The following is a 21,289-nucleotide window of genomic DNA, read 5'->3' as shown; positions in this document are numbered from 1 at the left end:
AACAAAAATAAAGCACATTGATTTTAAAAGAAAAATCACAATCATTTTTAGATTTTTTTTGGAACATAAAAATGTCTTGAGATATTGAAAATACTGAAAATAAATTATTATTGACGAAGATCACTAATTTAAATAAAAATCGTTGCCTTTGTATTCATCTTGGATAGAATAACTACTAAATGTTAGTCTAGTTTAGGTAGTTAATAATGGATATGACGTACTTAAGGCAGGAGGCTGAGAAGCAAGGTATTGCCAGTTCTCATTATGATATTGATGGCAATTTAATTTATGCTAGTCCAGAAACGTTGACATATTTTACTGAATTATTAACTCAGCCAACTAAACACAATAAATCAGTTTCTTATTATGATGATGTCGTTGTATTTTTTGAGCATAAGCCTATTCAATATGACGTAACACCATTAAACTTATCAAATCAATCTTTTACTTATCAAGTATCGAATGAGTCTGGACAAACATTGTTTGAACAATCTTCGACCATTTCTTCTTCATTCATTGAATTGCCAGCTTTAGATTATGGTTACTATCAATTAGTTGTCTCTAGTGCAGGAAAAAATTATTGTGTTCGTTTACTTGTTTCACCCAAAATTGCCTATCAGCCCCCTGTATTAGAGCAAAAGAAAGCTTGGGGATTGAATGTACAGCTTTATAGTTTACGTTCACAACAAAATTGGGGGATTGGCGATTTTGCAGATTTAACTTACCTCATTAAACAAGCTAGCCAATATGGTGTTGATTTCATTGGTATTAATCCATTGCATTTAATGTATCCTACAGTACCAGAGTGGGCGAGTCCATACAGTTCTTCGTCTAGACGTTGGTTAAATCCTATTTATTTAGCGGTGCATACATTACCTGAATTTAAATTATGTAAAACTATACAAAATTGGTTCGCTTCTGAGGAGATGCAAAGCGAGATTGAGCAATTACGCTATGCGGAGTTAGTAGATTATTCAGCAATAACGCATTTAAAGCTGACTGTTCTTGAGCAATTATTTGCTTTTTCGAAGCGGAGTAAGTCCGTACATATTGTAAAACGGCGACAAGTGTTCCAACACTTTTTGAAACAACAAGGTGAGCCTTTGTTACTACAAGGGTTGTTTAATGTACTTGATGGTCAATCACACTTACAAGAACCAACAGAACAAACGATTGGGTGGTTAGGTTGGTGTCAAGAATGGCAAAAATTGACAGAGAATAAACGCAAGGCATTACTAAAACAACACCACGAAAAAGTTGAGTTTTATGCTTGGTTGCAATGGCTTGCTACAGAGCAATTGAATGAAATAAAAGCACTATGCCAAACTGTTGGTATGAAACTTGGGATTTATGGTGATTTAGCTGTGAATAGTTCTCGTGGTAGTGTGGATGTTTGGTCCGATCCCGAACTATATTTTGTTAATGCATCGGTTGGAGCGCCTCCTGATCCTTTAGGTCCTGTTGGGCAAAATTGGAATTTACCCCCTTACAATCCTTCAGTGCTCAAAGCATGTGGATTCCAACCTTTTATTGATATGCTACGCAGTAATATGCAGCACTTTGGTATTTTACGTATTGATCATGTCATGGGATTATTCCGTTTATGGTTAATTCCTGAAGGTAAAACGGCGGCTGATGGTGTTTATGTACATTATCCATTTGATCATCTCATGGCGATTTTAGCGATTGAGAGCCAGCGTAATCAATGTCTTGTAGTTGGCGAAGACTTAGGTACAGTGCCTGATGAAGTGCGGTCAAAATTAAACGAATTTCAGATTTTTTCTTATTTTGTCTTGTACTTCGAACAACGAAATAGAGAGTATCCCGCAGTAAATGCTTTTCCACTAAAAGCCTTTTCGACTATTGGTACACATGATGTGCCTTCGTTATCAAGTTTTTGGCATTGTGTGGACTTACAATTATTTAATCAATTAGGCGTTTTAGAGGGAGAAGTTTTACAACAAAAATATGAACAACGAGTCGTGGATAAACAGGCGTTGTTAGATACTTTACATCGTGATAACTATCTACCCGCACATTATGAAGGTGATGCGCTTTCGATGGCAATGCATGCTCATTTAAATTATGTCTTACATCAATATTTAGCTAATAGTTGTAGTCAACTTATTGGCGTGCAATTAGAAAATTTATTGAGTCAAGAAATCTCATTTAATTTGCCAGGAACGAATACAGAGTATCCAAATTGGCGTAAAAAGCTTGCTTGCACATTGGAATCTATGTTTAGTGATAACCACATTACAGCGTTTTTAGCCGCCATTAATCAAGCACGTACAGTATAAATCTATTAGCGAATTGAGGATTTGTTATGGTTCAATTAGTTTCACATTCAGTAATTAATCAGTTTTTTGAAGGTACTCACGCAGATCCATTTTCTGTACTAGGAATGCATGAAACGGAAAATGGCATTGAAATTCGAGCACTTTTACCTGATGCTCATCGTGTTATTGTAATCGATAACGAAACTCATAAAGAAGTATGTGAATTAGCTTGTGTCGATGAGCGAGGATTTTTTACAGGGATTGTGCCAAAAGCGAGAACTTTTTTTGCTTATCAATTACAAGTATTTTGGGGTGGCGAGTCCCAGATTATTGAAGATCCTTATCGCTTTCATCCAATGTTAACAGACTTGGATAACTGGTTACTAAGTGAAGGATCTCATTTACGTCCTTATGAAGTATTAGGCGCACATTTTATGGAATGTGACGGCGTATCAGGAGTCAATTTCCGTTTGTGGGCACCAAATGCGAGACGAGTTTCTCTTGTTGGTGATTTTAATTATTGGGATGGGCGTCGTCATCCAATGCGTTTTCATCAGAAGAGTGGAGTATGGGAATTATTTTTACCAAAAGCCTCTTTAGGTCAATTATATAAATATGAATTAATTGATTGTCATGGACAGTTGCGTTTAAAAGCAGATCCGTATGCTTTTAGTTCTCAACTTCGTCCCGATACAGCATCTCAAATTAGTGTCTTGCCTGAAATTGTTGAGATGACAGAAAAGCGCCGTAAGACAAATCAACCAGATCAACCAATCTCGATTTATGAAGTACATTTAGGTTCATGGCGTCGCAATTTAGCCAATAATTTTTGGTTGGATTATGATCAGATCGCAGAGGAGTTAATTCCTTATGTGAAAGAAATGGGGTTTACCCATATTGAGTTTTTACCGTTATCTGAATTTCCATTTGATGGTTCATGGGGGTATCAACCTTTAGGCTTATATTCACCAACCAGTCGATTTGGTACAGCAGAAGGGCTTAAACGCCTTATAGATAAGGCGCATGATGCAGGCATTAATGTCATTTTAGACTGGGTTCCTGGACATTTCCCAAGCGATACGCATGGTTTGGCTGCATTTGATGGAACTGCTTTGTATGAACATGCTGATCCAAAAGAAGGCTATCATCAAGATTGGAATACATTAATTTACAATTATGGTCGTAATGAAGTCCGTAATTTTTTATCAAGTAATGCTCTTTATTGGTTAGAACGTTTTGGCTTAGATGGTATTCGTGTAGATGCAGTCGCATCGATGATTTATCGTGATTATAGTCGTGCTGACGGTGAATGGATCCCAAATCAATATGGTGGACGTGAAAATTTAGAAGCGATCGAGTTTTTAAAACACACTAACTGGAAAATTGATTCGGAAGTAAATGGTGCAATTGCAATCGCTGAGGAGTCGACTTCTTTTGCTGGAGTGACTAAGCCGAGTAAAGAAGGGGGATTAGGATTCCATTTTAAATGGAATATGGGCTGGATGAATGACACTCTATCTTACATGCAAAAAGATCCCGTTTATCGTCAATATCATCATGATCAAATGACATTTGGGATGGTGTATCAATATAGTGAAAACTTTGTATTACCTCTTTCTCACGATGAAGTTGTTCATGGTAAGTCTTCATTGCTTGGTAAAATGCCTGGTGATGCATGGCAAAAATTTGCAAATTTACGTGCTTATTATGGCTATATGTGGGGTTATCCAGGTAAAAAATTATTGTTCATGGGAAATGAGTTTGCGCAAGGACGTGAATGGAATTATGAACAAAGTTTGGATTGGTTTTTATTAGATGAAAATATTGGTGGTAAATGGCATCAAGGTGTACAGCTTTTAGTTAAAGATTTGAATCATGTGTATCAACAAAATGCAGCACTATTTGAATTAGATTACGATCCTGAAGGATTTGATTGGCTGGTGGTTGATGATCGTCAAAACTCTGTTTTTGCTTTTGAGCGTCGTAGCAAAAATGGTGAACGTATTGTTGTTGTGAGTAATTTCACTCCAGTGCCACGTTATGATTATCGAGTTGGTGTTAATATTGCGGGGGAATATATTGAAATATTGAATACTGATTCCGCATTCTATCAAGGGTCGAATGTGGGTAACTTTGGTACCGTAACTAGTGAAGAAATACAAAGTCATGAAAAAACGCACTCTATTTGTATATCAGTGCCACCATTGGCAACGATTTATTTAAAATATGAAGGCGAAGTCTCTAAAAAAACAATAACAAAGTAGTCACTCGTTGTAATGAATATAAAAATAATTAAAACAGGAAAGCCTTACCCATTAGGTTGTACATGTCAAATAGAAGAGGGCATTGTTGGTTATAATTTTTCGCTATTTTCTAGCGAGGCAAGTGAAGTTACTCTCTGTTTGTTTGATCAACAGGGTACAGAGTATACATTTCCACTGACGACACAAACAGACAATGTGTGGCATATTTGGTTAAGTGGTATACCTTTAGGAACAGAGTATGGGTATCGAATTTCGGGAAAAACTGACCGCACTTTAGCTAACCCAAATAAGTTAATGTTGGATCCTTATGCTAAAGCTGTGGTAGGTAAGCCTGATTTAAGTAGTGCAGAGAAACGTGCTTGGTTTGATTTATCTGATTCACGTGATAATGCTGCTATTGCGCCTAAAGCTATAGTAATTGAAGATGACTTTGATTGGGAAAACGATCAATTATTACAAACCCCTTGGGCTAAAAGCGTGATTTATGAGCTGAATGTAAAAGGGTTTACACAGTTAAGAGGGGATTTACCAGAACAGATTCGCGGTAGCTATGCGGCATTAGCACATCCAAATATAATTGCTTATTTGCAAGAATTAGGGGTAACAGCAATAGAATTATTGCCCGTAAACTATCAGCTTGATGAAGTGCATTTGCAAGAAAAGGGGCTGCATAATTATTGGGGATACAGCCCATTAGCGATGTTTGCGGTGGAACCAAAATATTGGTCAAAACAAGCTAATTCAAGTCCGCTCACTGAATTTAAAATGATGGTAAAGACATTACACCAAGCAGGTATTGAAGTCATTTTAGATGTTGTGTTTAACCATAGTGTTGAATCTGAAAAGCATTTTCCAACATTTAGCCAGCGTGGTATCGATGATAAAGTTTACCACTGGCAAGATGAGAAGGGGGCTTATTGCAATTGGACGGGTTGCGGTAATACGATGAATTTATCTCATCCTATGACTCGTCGTTGGGTAGTAGATTGTCTACGTTATTGGGTTGAAGAATGTCATGTCGATGGTTTTCGTTTTGATCTAGGTGCAGTACTAGGGCGTGAAAATCTGGGGGGGTTTAATCCACAGGCACAATTATTTGCTGATATTATTGCTATACCCAGTTTACAGAAGTGTAAATTGATTTCTGAGCCTTGGGATATTGGCGAGTTTGGGTATCAAGTTGGTCATTTTCCTGATTATTTTGCTGAGTGGAATGATCGTTTTCGTGATGATATGACACGTTTTTGGTTATGGAAAAGTGGTGAAAATGGTGCCTTTGCTGAACGGTTAGCGGGTTCAAGTGATATTTTTAAACGTGGCGAACGTAAGCCTCATTGTTCAGTGAATTATATTACTGCACACGATGGTTTTACGTTACGTGATTTAGTGAGTTATAACCAAAAACACAATTGGGCTAATGGTGAAGAAAACCGAGATGGTCGGAATGAAAATTATAGTTACAATCATGGTGTTGAAGGTATAGAAAATGTCCCAAATGCTATAGAAAATGCTCGTATGTTAAGTGCCATAAGTTTATTGATGAGCCTATTATTATCCAATGGTACACCGATGTTATTAGCGGGAGACGAATTTGGTAATTCACAATTTGGTAATAATAATGCTTATTGTCAAGACAATGAAATCACATGGCTTAAATGGCATGATTTTAACCAGACATTATTTGATTTAACTAAGCAAACGATTGCAATTCGTCAACAAATTCCAAGTTTAAAAAATGATTTGTGGTGGACTAGCGACAATGTGCAATGGCTTAATGTAAATGGTCAGTCGAAGAGTATTGAAGATTGGCATAATCGAGATGTAAAAGCATTACAAGTGATGCTCGATAATCGTTGGTTATTTTTGATTAATAGTAAAACAGAATTACAAACTTTTTTATTGCCAAAAGGTGATTGGGAAGTTGTATATCATGCAGCAAACACGGCCATGCAGGATAATTTGGTCGAGGTGGGGGATATCGCTTTTTGTGTGTTGCAAAAAATAAGTAGTTAATAGACGTTGAAACAATAAATAAGGGTAGTTGATATTAGGTTGTGCAACATTACCCATATAATAATGGAGGTCATTATGAATAGTAGTATTGCTAAATTACCTAATAAATATGAGCTAGTAAAAGATACGCTCGTATTAATTCTTGCGGGCGGTCGTGGTTCGCGCCTTTATGAGTTGACAGATAAACGTGCTAAGCCTGCATTATATTTTGGAGGAAATCGCCGTATTATCGATTTTGCTTTATCAAACTGTTTGAACTCGGGGCTAAATCGTATTGGCGTCGTGACACAATATGCAGCACATTCTTTATTACGCCACTTACAAAATGGTTGGTCATTTTTACCAGCAGAACGTGGTGAATTTATTGATATGTTACCAGCACGTCAGCAAATTGATGATTCTACTTGGTATCGCGGTACAGCGGATGCAGTATATCAAAACATGGCGATTATTCGTGATCACTATTGTCCGAAATACATTCTAATTTTAGCGGGTGACCATATTTATAAACAAGATTATAGCCAAATGCTATTAGATCATATTAATAGTGGTGCAAAATGTACTGTTGGCTGTATTGAAGTTGAACGTGAAAAAGCCTCTGAATTTGGTGTGATGGCAGTGAATGAAAATCTTAAAGTGAAGTCTTTCGTTGAAAAACCAAAAGATCCACCAGCTATGGTTGGTAAACCAAATACTTCCCTTGCTTCAATGGGGATTTATGTGTTTGATGCTGATTATTTATATGATGTATTAGAGCGCGAAGTGACTTCACCTTATACCTCACATGATTTTGGTAAAGATGTTTTACCAAAAGCGTTAGAGGAAGGGGTACTGTATGCACATCCATTCAGCCGTTCTTGCATGGGACGTAATACCGAAGGTGAAATTTATTGGCGTGATGTTGGGACATTAGATAGCTTCTGGCAGTCGAATATTGATTTAGTTTGCGAAAATCCACAATTAGATATTTATGACCAGACTTGGCCAATCCGTGGAAATCCTGTGCAAACTTATCCATCAAAATTCTTCTATAAAAAAGAAAATGCACGCCCAGTAGATAATTCACTAATTTCAGGTGGGTGTGTTATTACGGATGCCTCTATTAGTTATTCGGTTCTTTTTGATCGTATTAAAATTGATGAAGATTCAGAAATTGATCACTGTGTTGTTTTACCACAAGTCACAATTGGTAAAAACTGTAAATTGAAACGTTGTATTATTGATCGCCATTCTGTGATCCCAGATGGGATGGAAATCGGTGTTAATCTTGAACTTGATCGCCAACGCTTTAGAGTAAGTTCTGGTGGTGTTGTATTAGTTACGCCATCGATGCTAAAAAAGTTGAACGGTGAAAAAGTTATTTCAGAATCCCACTTAGATTAAAGTGCGGTCAGTTTTGGAGACGTTTTACCGATTCAAATTATGAATTAAATAAACGTAGGGCGGACCTATGTGTTCGCCCTTTTATATTGAAATACAAACGACCAATAGTTTGTACATATTTGACACTTTAAAGGTAACAAAATGAAAGTACTACATGCTTGCTCGGAATTATATCCTTTATTGAAAACAGGTGGGTTAGCTGATGTGATGGGTGCATTGCCTTTTGCACAAAAAGAGATTGGTATTGATGCTCGCATTGTACTACCAGCTTATCCAGCTATTATAGCAGGGATTCCAGATACTGTAGTTGTCAGTGAATTTGATAACTTTGCGGGGCATATCGTTTTACGTTATGGCGAATATAAAGGGGTGGGGGTCTACTTAATTGATGCGCCACATTTATATCAACGAGAAGGCAATCCGTATCATGATCAATGGTATAACGATTATGCTGATAATTATAAACGTTTTGCATTATTAGGTTGGGTTGCGGCTGAATTAGCTACGGGGCTAGACAGTTGGTGGCGTGCCGAAGTGGTACACGCTCATGATTGGCATGCGGGCTTAAGTAGTGCTTATTTATTTAATAAAGGACGTCCTGCAAAATCCGTTTTTACTATTCATAATTTAGCTTATCAGGGGCAATTTTCTTATCATCATCTATTTGAAATAGGGTTACCTGCGAGTATGTTCCATGTTGATGGTTTAGAACTATACGGGCAAATTTCTTATTTAAAAGCAGGATTATATTATTCTGATGCCGTGACAGCAGTCAGTCCGACTTATGCTCAAGAAATTACAACCCCTGAGTTTGCTTATGGTTTACAAGGTTTATTGAATACATTGGCACAGCAAGGACGTTTAGTGGGTATTCTCAATGGCGTTGATGAACAAATTTGGCATCCTAACAATGATAGTTATATTGAACATCACTATAAATTAAAAGCTATGACGGGCAAACGCAAAAATAAAGAGGCGTTACAAGCATATTTTAATTTGCCGCAAGATCCCGAAGCTTTATTATTTGTTATGGTTACACGCTTAACCGAACAAAAAGGTGTGGACTTATTGATTGAAAGCGCAGATGAAATTGTAAAACAAGGTGGGCAACTTGCATTACTTGGTTCTGGATCACCTCATTTAGAAGCAGGTATTAAATATTTAGCTGAGCAATATCCACAGAATATTGCTGTGAAGATTGGTTATGATGAGGCACTCTCACATTTAATGGTGGCAGGTGGCGATGTAATTTTGGTGCCAAGCCGTTTTGAACCTTGTGGCTTAACACAATTATATGGCTTGAAATATGGTACTTTACCACTAGTACGCTCCACAGGAGGGCTTGCTGATACTGTTGTTGATTCAAATGCTGAAAATATTAAAACACGTGTTGCAACAGGTTTTGTTTTTGAGCATGCAAATGGCGAATCTCTTCGTCATGCTCTCGTAAATGCATTTGCATTATGGCAGAAGCAGCGTTTATGGTTTAGTGTCAGAACTATTGCGATGGAACAAGATTTTAGTTGGCAAATTTCGGCGAAAGGTTACCAACACTTATACCAACGTATTTTATCGAGCTATTAAGTATTAATTTTATTTATTAAGATTTTTAACAAAAAAACTGTTGCATTTTTGTGCAAAAATGACTAAATTGCAACGTTTTTTAAATCATTTAGGAGTGTAATATAACTATGATCATGGATAACTTCGACTCTCCGTTTTTATATAATCGTCCAGAGATTACAGTAGAGTCTTTGAAAAAAACCATTGTATCGAAACTTATTTTTTTAATTGGCCGCTCACCAAAAGAAGCTAGTCAGCGTGATTGGCTTAATGCAACATTATATGCTGTACGTGATTTTGTAACTGAGGGTTGGATAACAACTGCTCGTCAAGCGAGAAGTGAAGAAACACGTCGAGTTTACTACTTATCAATGGAATTCTTAATTGGTCGTACATTGTCTAATGCAATGCTTGCAGAAGGTGTCTACGATATTGCTAAACAAGCGTTATCTGAACTTAATGTGAACCTTGAAGACGTTTTAGAAAAAGAAGTCGATCCAGGATTAGGTAATGGTGGATTAGGTCGTTTAGCAGCTTGTTTTATGGACTCAATTGCTACATTAGCATTACCTGGTGTGGGCTATGGTATTCGCTATGAGTATGGCATGTTCAAGCAAGAAATTGAAGATGGTCATCAAGTTGAAAAACCTGATGCTTGGTTAGATAAAGGTGCGCCATGGGAATTTATTCGTCCTTCAAAACGCCATACTATTCGTTTTGGCGGAGGCATTCATTTTGAAGGTAAAAAATGCATTTGGACGAGTAAAGAAGAAGTTGTGGCATTAGCTTATGATCAGATCATTCCTGGTTATGCTAATGATTCTGCTGCTACATTACGTTTATGGGGCGCTTATGCTGGTGATCGTTTTGATTTAGCCGATTTTAATAAGGGTGATTATTTTGCTGCGGTACAAGATCGTACATTAAGTAAAAATATTACTCGTGTTTTATATCCAGATGACTCAACTTGGAGTGGTCGTGAGTTACGTTTACGCCAAGAATATTTCTTAGTTTCCGCTTCATTACAAGATATTATTTATCGCCATAAACGTATTCATAATACGATGGAAAATTTTGCAGATAAAGTCGCTATCCATTTAAATGATACTCATCCTGCATTAGCGATTCCTGAATTAATGGTAATTTTAATCGACGAGGAAGGTTTTGAGTGGAAAAAAGCATGGGATATTACTCGTCGCGTATTCTCTTATACCTGCCACACGTTAATGTCTGAAGCGTTGGAAACGTGGCCAGTAGAAATGATGGCACAGATTTTACCACGCCATTTACAAATGATTTTCGAAATCAATGATTATTTCCTTGAATATGTACGTACTTATGTGACAACTGATGCTGATTTCATCCGTCGTGTTTCATTGATTGAAGAAGGGGATCACCGTAAAGTTCGTATGGGCTGGTTATCGGTTGTCGGCTCAAATAAAGTTAACGGTGTAGCTGCGATTCATTCTGACTTAATGGTAACGTCGACTTTTGCTGATTTTGCACGTATTTATCCAGAGCGTTTTACTAATGTAACGAATGGTATTACACCTCGTCGCTGGATCGGTGTTGCTAACCCAGAACTCTCAGCATTATTTGATAAATATATAGGTAAAGAATGGCGCCGTGATCTGAGTCAATTAACGTTGTTAAAAGAAAAAGTACAAGATCCTGAATTGAAAAAATCAGTGGCGAAAATTAAGTACAATAATAAAGTTAGATTAGCAAATTACATTAAAAATGAATTAGGTATTGAGGTTAGTCCAAATGCTTTATTTGATGTACAAGTGAAACGTATCCATGAATATAAACGTCAAATTTTAAATGTGCTACATATCATCGCTCGCTATAATGCGATGATTGAAAACCCAGAAAAAGATTGGGTACCACGAGTGTTTATTCTTGCGGGTAAAGCAGCTTCTGCTTATTATGCAGCAAAACAAACAATCAATTTGATTAATGATGTGGCAAATGTAATCAACAAGGATGAACGCTTAAAAGGACGCTTAAAGCTAGTATTTATTCCTAACTATAGTGTGAGTCTGGCTGAATTGATTATTCCAGCAGCCGATATTTCAGAGCAAATTTCATTAGCTGGGACAGAGGCGTCTGGTACGAGTAATATGAAATTTGCACTTAATGGGGCACTAACGATTGGTACTTTAGATGGTGCTAATGTTGAAATTTTAGATAATGTCGGCGAAGAACATATCTTTATTTTTGGTAATACGGTAGAAGAGGTTGAGGCACTACGTCGACAAGGTTATCGTCCATTTGAGTATTATCAGAATGACGAAGAGTTACGTAATGTTGTGGATCAAATCATTGCGGGCCGCTTCTCACCGACAGACTCAAATCGTTATCATCAATTACTACAATCATTGCAGTATCATGATTATTATCAAGCATTTGCAGATTTCCGTAGTTATGTTGATATGCAACAACGAGTCGATGCGAAATATCAAGATCAAAATGCATGGATTGACAGTACATTGCAAAATATTGTCAACATGAGTTACTTCTCTTCTGACCGTACTATTTTAGAGTACGCAGAGAAAATCTGGAAAATTAAACCGATTAAATAAGGCTTAATCTTTCCTTATTTAGAACAAAGTGCGGTTAAAATGTGAAAAATTTTGACCGCACTTTTTTTGTGTAATTCACAGCTAAATACAATATGAACAGGCTCTAAGAGTGATCCATTTATTGCGATAAACGTACTTCTTTTAGCCAACGTTCAATAATCTGTTTTGCTTCTTGGTTAGCGCCAAAGTGTTTAAAATCGAGATCGACTAAATTAAGTGTAGAGGGTAAAACTACATTTTTTGATAATGTAGTCAGTTTATTTACAGGTAACTGATAAGGCGCTTGTTGCATCCAATTAAGCTCTTGTCCTTCTCTACTTAACACTCAATCTACGAATAATGTATATTAACTCATATATTACCCTGTATTACGCATACCTGCAGCAACACCAGTAATAGTAATCATTAATGCTTGTTCCACATCAGGATTTGAGCTTTCTGGTGTTGCACGTAAACGGCGTAGTAATTCTACTTGCAGCAGGTTGAGAGGATCGGTATAGACATTGCGTAGTGCGATAGATTCTGCAATCCAAGGCAAATCGGACATCAGTTGATCTTCATGTGATAAAGCAAGTATGGTTTGAATATCTTGCTTAAGTTGTTGGCGCAATGTTTCTCCTAGATACCAAAGTTCAGGCTTAACAAGATGTTGGTCATAATGCTCAGAAAGCCAAGTATCCGTTTTACTGAATACCATTTCTAACATGCCAATACGTGTTGAGAAAAAAGGCCATGTTTTACACATTTCTTCAATGACTTCTGCATTGCCATCCTCGATAGCTTGGCGTAATGCCGCACCTGCGCCTAACCAAGCAGGTAGCATTAAGCGATTTTGCATCCAAGCAAAAATCCATGGGATAGCACGTAGGCTTTCTACACCACCATTAGGATGGCGTTTTGCTGGGCGAGAGCCTAATGGTAATTTAGATAACTCTTGCTCAGGTGTTGCTGAACGGAAATAAGGAACGAAATCTTTTTCACCGCGAACAATATTACGATAAACTTCACAGGATACGGTAGATAATGAATCCATTAATGCTCGCCATTGCCCTTTCGGCTCTGGTGGAGGAAGTAGGTTTGCTTCTAAAATTGCACTGGCATATAAATCAAGGCTCCCGATTGCAACGGCAGGTAACCCTAATTTAAAACGGATCATTTCACCTTGTTCAGTCACACGTAAGCCATTTTTCAGTGAGCGTGGGGGTTGAGATAATAATGCCGCGTGAGCAGGTGCACCACCACGACCAATTGTTCCGCCACGACCGTGAAATAGGGTTAACTCAATATTGAGATTTTCACAAAGATTCACTAAGGCTTCTTGTGAACGATACTGTGCCCAAGAAGCAGCCAACATGCCTGCATCTTTTGCTGAATCAGAATAGCCAATCATGACCATTTGTTTATTATTGATAACACCACGATACCAGCCAATATTGAATAGTGCTTTCATTACTTGTTCTGAGGCATTTAAATCCTCTAATGTTTCAAATAATGGTACAACAGGTAAATGATAGTTGACTCCAGATTCTTTCAATAACAAATGGACCGCTAACACATCAGAAGCTGTTTTGGCCATTGAAATGATATAGCAAGAAATCACCCCCTCTGGCTGCTCTGCAATGACTTTGCAGGTGTCTAAGATTTCCTGTGTTTGCTCTGAAGGTTGCCAATCACGTGGTAGTAGTGGACGACGAGAATTTAATTCACGAATGAGAAAGGCTTGTTTATCATTTTCTTCCCATTGGGAATAATCACCTAAACCAATATAGCGTGTTATTTCAGCAATAGCGTCTGTATGACGAGTGCTTTCTTGACGAATGTCTAATCGTGACAATGTCACGCCAAAACAACGAATACGGCGTAAACAATCAAGTAATAAACCGTTAGCAATAATGCGCATACCACAAGCTTGTAAGGATTGGTAACAATCATAGAGCGGCTCCCATAACTGTGCATCCTCAGTGATAATGTCATTATCAGAAGTTCTAGGCGGACGATTAGCTAATAAATCATCATAATAGGCAAGCGTCATGGTTAGTTTAGAGCGTAATGCTTTTACTACAGTACGATAAGGCTCCAAATGATCACCATATTTGGCTCTGAATTCCTCAGTACACTTTACTATAGATAACTCATCTGCTAATGCTTGAATATCTGTTAGAAATAAACTTGCTGCTTTCCAACGTGCTAGCTGTAATACTTGGCGTGTTACAGTTGCAGTAACAAATGGATTACCATCACGATCCCCTCCCATCCATGAAGAAAAACGAATAGGATTTAGCTCTACAGGGAGGTTAAAACCAAAAAACTCGACCGCACTTGTGTTGAGTCGACGCAAAAATTCTGGTACAGCTTGCCATAAACTATTTTCAATAACTGCAAATCCCCATTTAGCTTCTTCAAATGGCGTTGGGCGATGAGTACGAATTTCATTGGTATGCCATGCTTGAGCAATGAGTTGTAAGAGACGGCGTTCAATAACTTTACGTTCTTCTGCAGTTAAATCACTGTGTTCTAGTTTACTTAAACATTTATTAATTTCTACATGCTTATGTACCAATGAACGTCGGGTCACTTCTGTTGGATGGGCTGTTAATACGAGTTCAATTAAGAGTTTTTCAACTGTTGCAATGACTTTTTCTTTAGCAATATTTTGAGCTTTCAAACGTTTAAATAACGCAGAAATAGAACGATCTGAGGCAACTTGATCGTCATGCTGGCGTGAGACAGTTTGATATTGTTCAGCAATGTTAGTGAGGTTAAGGAATTGGCTAAATGCACGCGCAACAGGAATAATATTATCATTTGAGATAGTCGCTAAAGTTGTGAGTAATTTTTGACGTGCTTTATCATCCCCATTACGAGAATTACGAGATAGAATACGAATATTTTCAATTAGCTCAAGGATATCACTGCCTTGTGCATCACTGATTGTTTCCCCAAGAAAACGCCCAAGCATATTGATATTATTACGCATAGTTGAATACTGCTGAATCATGAATGACCTCTTTGAACAATGTTAAACTTGAATAAGTAAAAATACTTGAATTGAAGTAGATATAAACAAAAATAATTAGAAAGATCAATCATAATTAGTTTATCAAATAAAAAATTACAATAGGTTAAATAATGTGATATTTATCTAATTTTATTGGTTTTTATTAGAGTAAATCTAATGAATAGAAGAAAAATTTAAAATCCTCATTTTTAGTAAATGAGGATTAATTTGTTTTAACGAAGGGATTTAACGGATTTACGTATCACTAATTCAGGGTGCATTTCAATGACTTCTCGTTGCTCAGATTTTTCATTAATTCGTTCGAACAATAATGTTACTGCTTTTGCGCCTAAGCGTGATTTTGACTGATGAATTGTCGTTAAAGGTGGTGAATAAAAACGTGAGGCATGGATATTATCATAACCAATAATTGAAATATCCTCAGGCACATGTAATCCTTTTTCACCGATAGCTGAAATTGCGCCAAGAGCCATTACATCATTGCAACAAAAGACAGCTGTTGGTAACTCAGGTTGTACTAAGATCTTATTCATACATTCATAACCATCTTCAGGTTCAAAAAAGCCTTCCATTACCCAATTTGGATTAATAGTTAGATTCGCTTCTGTCATTGCTTTAATAAAGCCTTCATAACGCGTTTTAGCTGTTGTTTTAGTCAATTCACCTGCAATAATACCAATTTTAGTATGACCTTGTTCAATTAAATGTTTTGTTGCGATATAGCCCCCTTCAAAACTATGATCTTGAATAATGTCAGTATGTTCATTATTAGGTCCCCAGTCCATTACTACCATCGGTAAAGATGTAAAATTTGCTAGTAGGTCTAATGAATCTTGTGTATATTCAGCACACATTACTAGAATACCATCGACACGTTTTTTAATTAGCATTTCAAGATGATTTTTAATTTTTTCTACATTATTTTGTGTATTACATAAAAAAAGGGAATAGCTTTGTCGATAACAATGTTCTTCTACGGCATGAATAATTTCAGCAAAATAAGGTGCTTCACTACTCGTAACAATCATACCAATAGATTTTGTTGTATTTACTTTTAAACTTCGAGCAACAGCACTAGGTGAATAATTTAACGCTTGAATAGCTTGTAAAACGAGTTTTTCAGTTTCGGCTGCAACAAAACGAGTTTTATTAATAACATGTGAGACTGTTGTCGTTGACACACCAGCCATTTTTGCGACATCTTTAATTGTTGCCATAATTCTTTTTCTCCATACAAATCTTATTTATTATAAGGACTGAAACTGAATTGGTTAAGCACTAGAGAGAAAATATTTGTAAAACATCACAATTTTAATTTTTATTATCAATTAGGCTTCTATTTATAGTCAGTTTATTGTTAGAATGATGCAGTAAATAATACACAAACTTAATTTATGAGAGGTAAAAATGGGTGATTTTGGTTATGCAATGATGACAGTTACTTTTTCCTTAGGCATGATAGTTGTACTCGCTGCATCAATCTTTTAAAGAATATAATATTAACTTCCAAAGCTGAGAATGTTAAATCATCTCAGCTTTTTTGTTTTAATATATCTTGCAGAGCAGCTTTCAGCTCAGGATACTGGAAATGAAATCCCTCTGCTTGTAGTTTCTCTGGAATAATTTTTTGGCTATCAAGTAATAATTGTACCCGTTCACCGAGAAATAAATTGAGTATAAATATTGGTACTGCTAGGAAATAAGGGCGTTTCAGTAGCTGACCTAACATACTATTAAAATCCTTATTACGTACTGGATGAGGTGTGACTAAATTAAAAGCACCACTACATGCTACATTATTCAGTAAAAAAACAATAGCTGCAATCATGTCTTTTAATGTGATCCAGCTCCAATATTGTTCACCATTTCCTAATCGACCACCTAATCCCAAACGATAAATAGGTAACATTTTAGCCAAAGCGCCGCCTGTTTTTGCAAGCACGATACCAGTGCGTAATAGGCATACACGTGTTTTCGCTTTTAATGCCTCAGCCTCCCATTTTTGGCAAAGTTGCCCAGTGAACTGTGCAGAGGGCTCTGATTGTTCCGTAATGATATATTCTTTTTTATCACCATAATAGCCTGTCGCAGAGCCTGAAATAAAAGTGTGGGGTGGTGTAGTGCTATGATTAATTAAACTAGTTAACTGTTTCGTTAATTGTACTCGACTTTCTATTAATCGTTGCTTTTGTTCAGTTGTCCAACGGTGTGTAAAAATAGGCTCCCCAGCAAGATTAATGACTGCATCAAATTGATTTAAATCGTTATATTGGGTTAATGATGAAATAAGTTGCACGTTAGGTGGCAATTGAATACGAGCTTTATCTGGTGAACGGACCAAAGCAGTGATTTGATAACCTAACTCTAATAAATGAGTAATTAATGTCGAGCCAATTAATCCTGTTGCACCAGTAATTAAAATCTGCATATTTTTTCCTCATTATGCTCAAATAGAGGCCTCAAATAATTCTCTAATACTTTTAATCAGATCTTGAATATTCGAATCTAATGTTGGTGTGACGAAAATCGTGTCATCACCAGCAATAGTACCCAGAATACCATCTGCTTTACCAATTGAATCTAATAAACGAGCGATAAGTTGTGCTGCACCAGGAGTTGTTTTGATGACGATGACAGAATGGTTGTGATCGATATCTAATACCAGATTTTTAAGTGGGCTTTTCGTATTAGGTACACTGAGTTCATTTGGTAAACAGTATACCATCTCCATTCTTGTATTTCGTGTACGAACTGCACCAAATTTAGTCAACATTCTAGATACTTTAGATTGATTAATATGTGTAAAACCTAAATCTTGTAATGCTTGTACAATTTCACTTTGTGAACCGAAACGTTCTTGTGCTAACAACTCTTTAAAAGCATTTAATAAGTTATCTTGTTTTTCAATACTCATGATTTTGCCCCTAACTTACATGTGATGTATAGATCTTGCATAAGTTTGCATAAACATGCAAATACATTTCATAAAATAATTTTTTTTAATAAAGTGCGGTTAGTTTTTATTGAAAGTTTGAATTAGATCGCACTATTGAATTTATCTATTTGAATTTGTATTGGGTTCATTCTAAAATCTTACAAGTTTAATTTATTAACCCATAAGGAGTAGCAAATGAAAGTTGCAGTTCTAGGTGCCGCAGGCGGTATTGGTCAAGCGTTAGCATTGTTATTAAAACTACAATTACCAGCAGGTTCAGAGCTATCATTGTATGATATTGCGCCAGTGACGCCTGGTGTTGCTGCGGATGTGAGTCACATTCCAACAGCTGTTAAGGTGCAAGGATTTGGGGGAGAAGATCCAACACCAGCATTACAAAATGCAGACATTGTGTTAATTTCTGCAGGTGTTGCACGTAAACCAGGTATGGACCGTTCAGATTTATTTAACATCAATGCGGGAATTGTACGCAACTTGATTGAAAAAGTTGCATCAGTTTGCCCAAAGGCGTGTGTTGGTATTATTACTAACCCAGTGAATACTACTGTTGCTATTGCAGCAGAAGTGTTAAAGAAAGCAGGAGTTTACGATAAACGCAAATTGTTTGGCGTAACCACATTAGATATTATTCGTTCTGAAACGTTCGTTTCTGAATTGAAAAACTTAGAGCCAATTCGTACAACTGTCCCTGTGATTGGTGGACATTCTGGTGTGACAATTCTGCCATTATTATCTCAGGTTCCATATGTAGAATGGAAAGAAGAGGAAATTGTACCACTCACAAAACGTATTCAAAATGCAGGTACTGAGGTTGTTGAAGCAAAAGCAGGCGGTGGTTCAGCAACTTTATCAATGGCACAAGCGGCTGCGCGTTTTGCACTTTCTTTAGTGAAAGGTTTGCAAGGTGAGAATGTTGTTGAATGTACCTATGTTGAAGGTTGTGGAAAATATGCTCGTTTCTTTGCTCAACCAGTACGTTTAGGTAAAGAAGGTGTTGAAGAAATTCTTCCAATTGGTCCATTAAGCACGTTTGAACAGCAAGCTCTTGATGCAATGTTAGAAACATTACGTGCAGATATTGAGTTAGGTGAAAAATTTGTTAATCAATAAGCGGTTTTAATTAATTTATCGCTTTTAAGAGCATCAATAATTTGATGCTCTTTCTTTTTGTATAGCAGTGATAAAAATCAAAATTTAAATAAAAATCGTGAGTTAGTTCACATTATTAAAAATAACCATTTGCTAAATAAGGTTTATTTTCGTATTCTGAACACAACTAAAAACAAGTGCTATACAAATAGCCGACATATTTTGCTTTCCGAGTAGTGCCTTAAAATAAGGCACTTTTTTTATTCTCTGAATAAGCAAAAAGCTGATAAAGATATCAGCTTTTTGAATACAACTACTTATTTATTACATTTTCTCAACAGTTTTAATACCTAATAAATCGAGTCCTTGCTTCAACGTTTTTGCTGTCAATAATGCTAATTTCAAACGACTTAATTTTATTTGTTCGTTTTCATTATTTAAAATAGGGCAGTGTTCATAAAACGATGAGAAAAGACCCGCTAATTCATATAGATAAAGACATAGAATATGCGGTGTGCCCTCTTTAGCAACAGTTTGAATAGCTTCTTCAAATTGTAATAGTTTAACTGCCAATATACGTTCTTTCTCATCATTAAGGATTACTTTGACCTCTTTAAGATCTTGTTCAGTTAAATTACTACGATTGAAAATAGAACGAATACGAGTATAGGCGTATTGCATGTATGGTGCAGTATTCCCTTCAAAACTCAGCATATTGTCCCAATCAAATACATAATCAGTTGTTCTATTTTTAGATAAATCTGCATATTTTACTGAGCCAATTGCGACAGCTTCAATCACTGCTGCTTTTTCCTCTTCAGAGAGTGTATTGTTTTTTTCATTAATTAATTGACTTGCACGCTCTACAGCTTCATCTAATAAATCAGCTAATTTTACAGTACCACCTGTACGTGTTTTAAATGGTTTACCATCTTTACCGAGCATCATACCGAAGTTTTTATGTTCAAGCTGGAAATTATCTGGCACGTAACCTGCTTTGCGTGTAATTAACCAAGCTTGTTGCATATGTTGACTCTGACGAGTATCAGAGAATACTAAAGCACGATCTGCTTTTAGTGTTTCATAACGGTATTTCGCAGCTGCAATATCCGTTGTCGTATACAAAAAGCCACCATCTTTCTTCTGAACGATAACTCCCATAGGCTCACCATCTTTATTCTTGAACTCATCAAGATATACAACTAAAGCCCCCTCATCTTCAACAGCTAGACCTTGCTTTTTTAGATCGGCCACAATATTTGGTAACATTGGATTATATAAACTTTCGCCCATAACATCTTTTTCAGTTAGTGTGACATTTAAACGATCATAGTTATGTTGATTCTGCTTCATCGTGATATCGACAAGCTTCTTCCACATTTTGTTACAATACTCATCACCACTTTGTAATTTAACGACATAGCGACGTGCTTTTTCAGCAAAGATTAGATCGTTATCATAATGTTCTTTTGCTGCACGATAGAATGCTTCTAAATCACTTAACTCCATCGCTGTTGCATTTTCATTTTCCATTTTTTCAAGGTAAGCAATTAACATACCAAATTGTGTTCCCCAATCACCAACATGATTAGCTCGGATAACGTTATTACCCAAGAACTCAAGTGTACGTACGACAGCGTCACCAATAATTGTTGAGCGTAAATGTCCAACATGCATTTCTTTTGCAACATTAGGGGAGGAGTAATCAGCAACAACAGTTTGAATTTCTTCAGATTTAATACCTAATTTTTCATCATTTAATGCATGTTCTATATTATTAGCTAACCAATTTTTATCTAAGAAAATATTAATGAAGCCGGGACCAGCAATCTCTACTTTTTCAGCAATATTCGTTAAATCAAGTTTTTCAATAACTTTTTGTGCAAAATCACGAGGGTTTTCTCCTTGTTTTTTCGCTGAGGCCATAATACCGTTAGCTTGATAGTCACCGAATTGTACTTTATTTGATTGACGAACAAGCGCATCACATTGTGTATCTGCACCAGCTAGCATCATTGCTTGTTTAATTTTGTTAGATAAAATAGATTGAATATTCACTGTATTTTTGTACCTAGATTATGAATTAATAAAATATTCGGCTATGATACCGCTCTTTATACATTCAGAAAAGAGACCAA

At 36.4% G+C, this 21,289-nt stretch carries 13 protein-coding genes; 7 read left to right on the top strand and 6 right to left on the bottom strand.

The genetic code is table 11. The annotated features are described in order from the left end of the window. Positions 1–206 precede the first annotated feature (206 nt). From malQ to glgP, 6 genes are all read left to right on the top strand, one after another. The gene (malQ, locus tag DYE19_RS04260; RefSeq protein ID WP_115322731.1) at positions 207–2,300 is read left to right on the top strand and encodes a 4-alpha-glucanotransferase; all 2,094 of its coding nucleotides are present in this window, start codon (positions 207–209) and stop codon (positions 2,298–2,300) included. A 26-nt stretch (positions 2,301–2,326) separates the two neighbouring features. Then, a complete protein-coding gene (gene glgB / locus DYE19_RS04255) occupies positions 2,327–4,543 on the top strand; it encodes a 1,4-alpha-glucan branching protein GlgB (RefSeq protein ID WP_115322730.1) in 2,217 nt (738 codons plus the stop codon). A 12-nt stretch (positions 4,544–4,555) separates the two neighbouring features. Then, entirely contained in the window at positions 4,556–6,556 is a 2,001-nt protein-coding gene (gene glgX / locus DYE19_RS04250) for a glycogen debranching protein GlgX (RefSeq protein ID WP_115322729.1), read from the top strand. Positions 6,557–6,631: 75 nt separating this feature from the next. Beyond that, positions 6,632–7,939: a glucose-1-phosphate adenylyltransferase gene (gene glgC, locus DYE19_RS04245; protein ID WP_049214490.1), complete on the top strand. Its 1,308-nt coding sequence runs from the start codon at positions 6,632–6,634 to the stop codon at positions 7,937–7,939. A 141-nt stretch (positions 7,940–8,080) separates the two neighbouring features. Further along, the gene (gene glgA / locus DYE19_RS04240) at positions 8,081–9,523 is read left to right on the top strand and encodes a glycogen synthase GlgA (protein WP_115322253.1); all 1,443 of its coding nucleotides are present in this window, start codon (positions 8,081–8,083) and stop codon (positions 9,521–9,523) included. 107 nt (positions 9,524–9,630) lie between these two features. Next, entirely contained in the window at positions 9,631–12,087 is a 2,457-nt protein-coding gene (gene glgP / locus DYE19_RS04235; RefSeq protein ID WP_115322728.1) for a glycogen/starch/alpha-glucan family phosphorylase, read from the top strand. Between the two features lie 118 nt (positions 12,088–12,205). Here glgP and DYE19_RS11240 read toward each other — a convergent pair whose 3' ends face one another. The 5 genes from DYE19_RS11240 to argR form a co-directional block, all read right to left on the bottom strand. Continuing rightward, positions 12,206–12,379 carry a hypothetical protein gene (locus DYE19_RS11240; RefSeq protein ID WP_167409467.1) on the bottom strand — a complete coding sequence of 58 codons (174 nt, stop codon included), beginning with the start codon at positions 12,377–12,379 and terminating at the stop codon, positions 12,206–12,208. Between the two features lie 66 nt (positions 12,380–12,445). Beyond that, positions 12,446–15,085 carry a phosphoenolpyruvate carboxylase gene (ppc, locus tag DYE19_RS04230; protein WP_115322727.1) on the bottom strand — a complete coding sequence of 880 codons (2,640 nt, stop codon included), beginning with the start codon at positions 15,083–15,085 and terminating at the stop codon, positions 12,446–12,448. Between the two features lie 233 nt (positions 15,086–15,318). Then, positions 15,319–16,323, bottom strand: a complete 1,005-nt coding sequence (purR, locus tag DYE19_RS04225) for an HTH-type transcriptional repressor PurR (RefSeq protein WP_115322726.1) — start codon at positions 16,321–16,323, stop codon at positions 15,319–15,321. A 314-nt stretch (positions 16,324–16,637) separates the two neighbouring features. After that, complete coding sequence (locus tag DYE19_RS04220; protein ID WP_115322725.1) at positions 16,638–17,534, bottom strand: TIGR01777 family oxidoreductase; 897 nt, start codon at positions 17,532–17,534, stop codon at positions 16,638–16,640. Between the two features lie 18 nt (positions 17,535–17,552). Beyond that, a complete protein-coding gene (gene argR, locus DYE19_RS04215; RefSeq protein WP_115322724.1) occupies positions 17,553–18,020 on the bottom strand; it encodes a transcriptional regulator ArgR in 468 nt (155 codons plus the stop codon). Positions 18,021–18,236: 216 nt separating this feature from the next. Between argR and mdh the strand changes: the two genes are divergently transcribed. Beyond that, complete coding sequence (gene mdh / locus DYE19_RS04210) at positions 18,237–19,172, top strand: malate dehydrogenase (protein WP_115322723.1); 936 nt, start codon at positions 18,237–18,239, stop codon at positions 19,170–19,172. A 303-nt stretch (positions 19,173–19,475) separates the two neighbouring features. Here mdh and argS read toward each other — a convergent pair whose 3' ends face one another. Continuing rightward, a complete protein-coding gene (gene argS, locus DYE19_RS04205) occupies positions 19,476–21,209 on the bottom strand; it encodes an arginine--tRNA ligase (RefSeq protein WP_049214482.1) in 1,734 nt (577 codons plus the stop codon). Positions 21,210–21,289: the final 80 nt, after the last annotated feature.

It is taken from the genome of Pasteurella canis, from assembly GCF_900454865.1.
GTDB classification, from domain to species: domain Bacteria; phylum Pseudomonadota; class Gammaproteobacteria; order Enterobacterales; family Pasteurellaceae; genus Pasteurella; species Pasteurella canis.
This window is presented reverse-complemented; position numbering and strand designations above follow the sequence as displayed.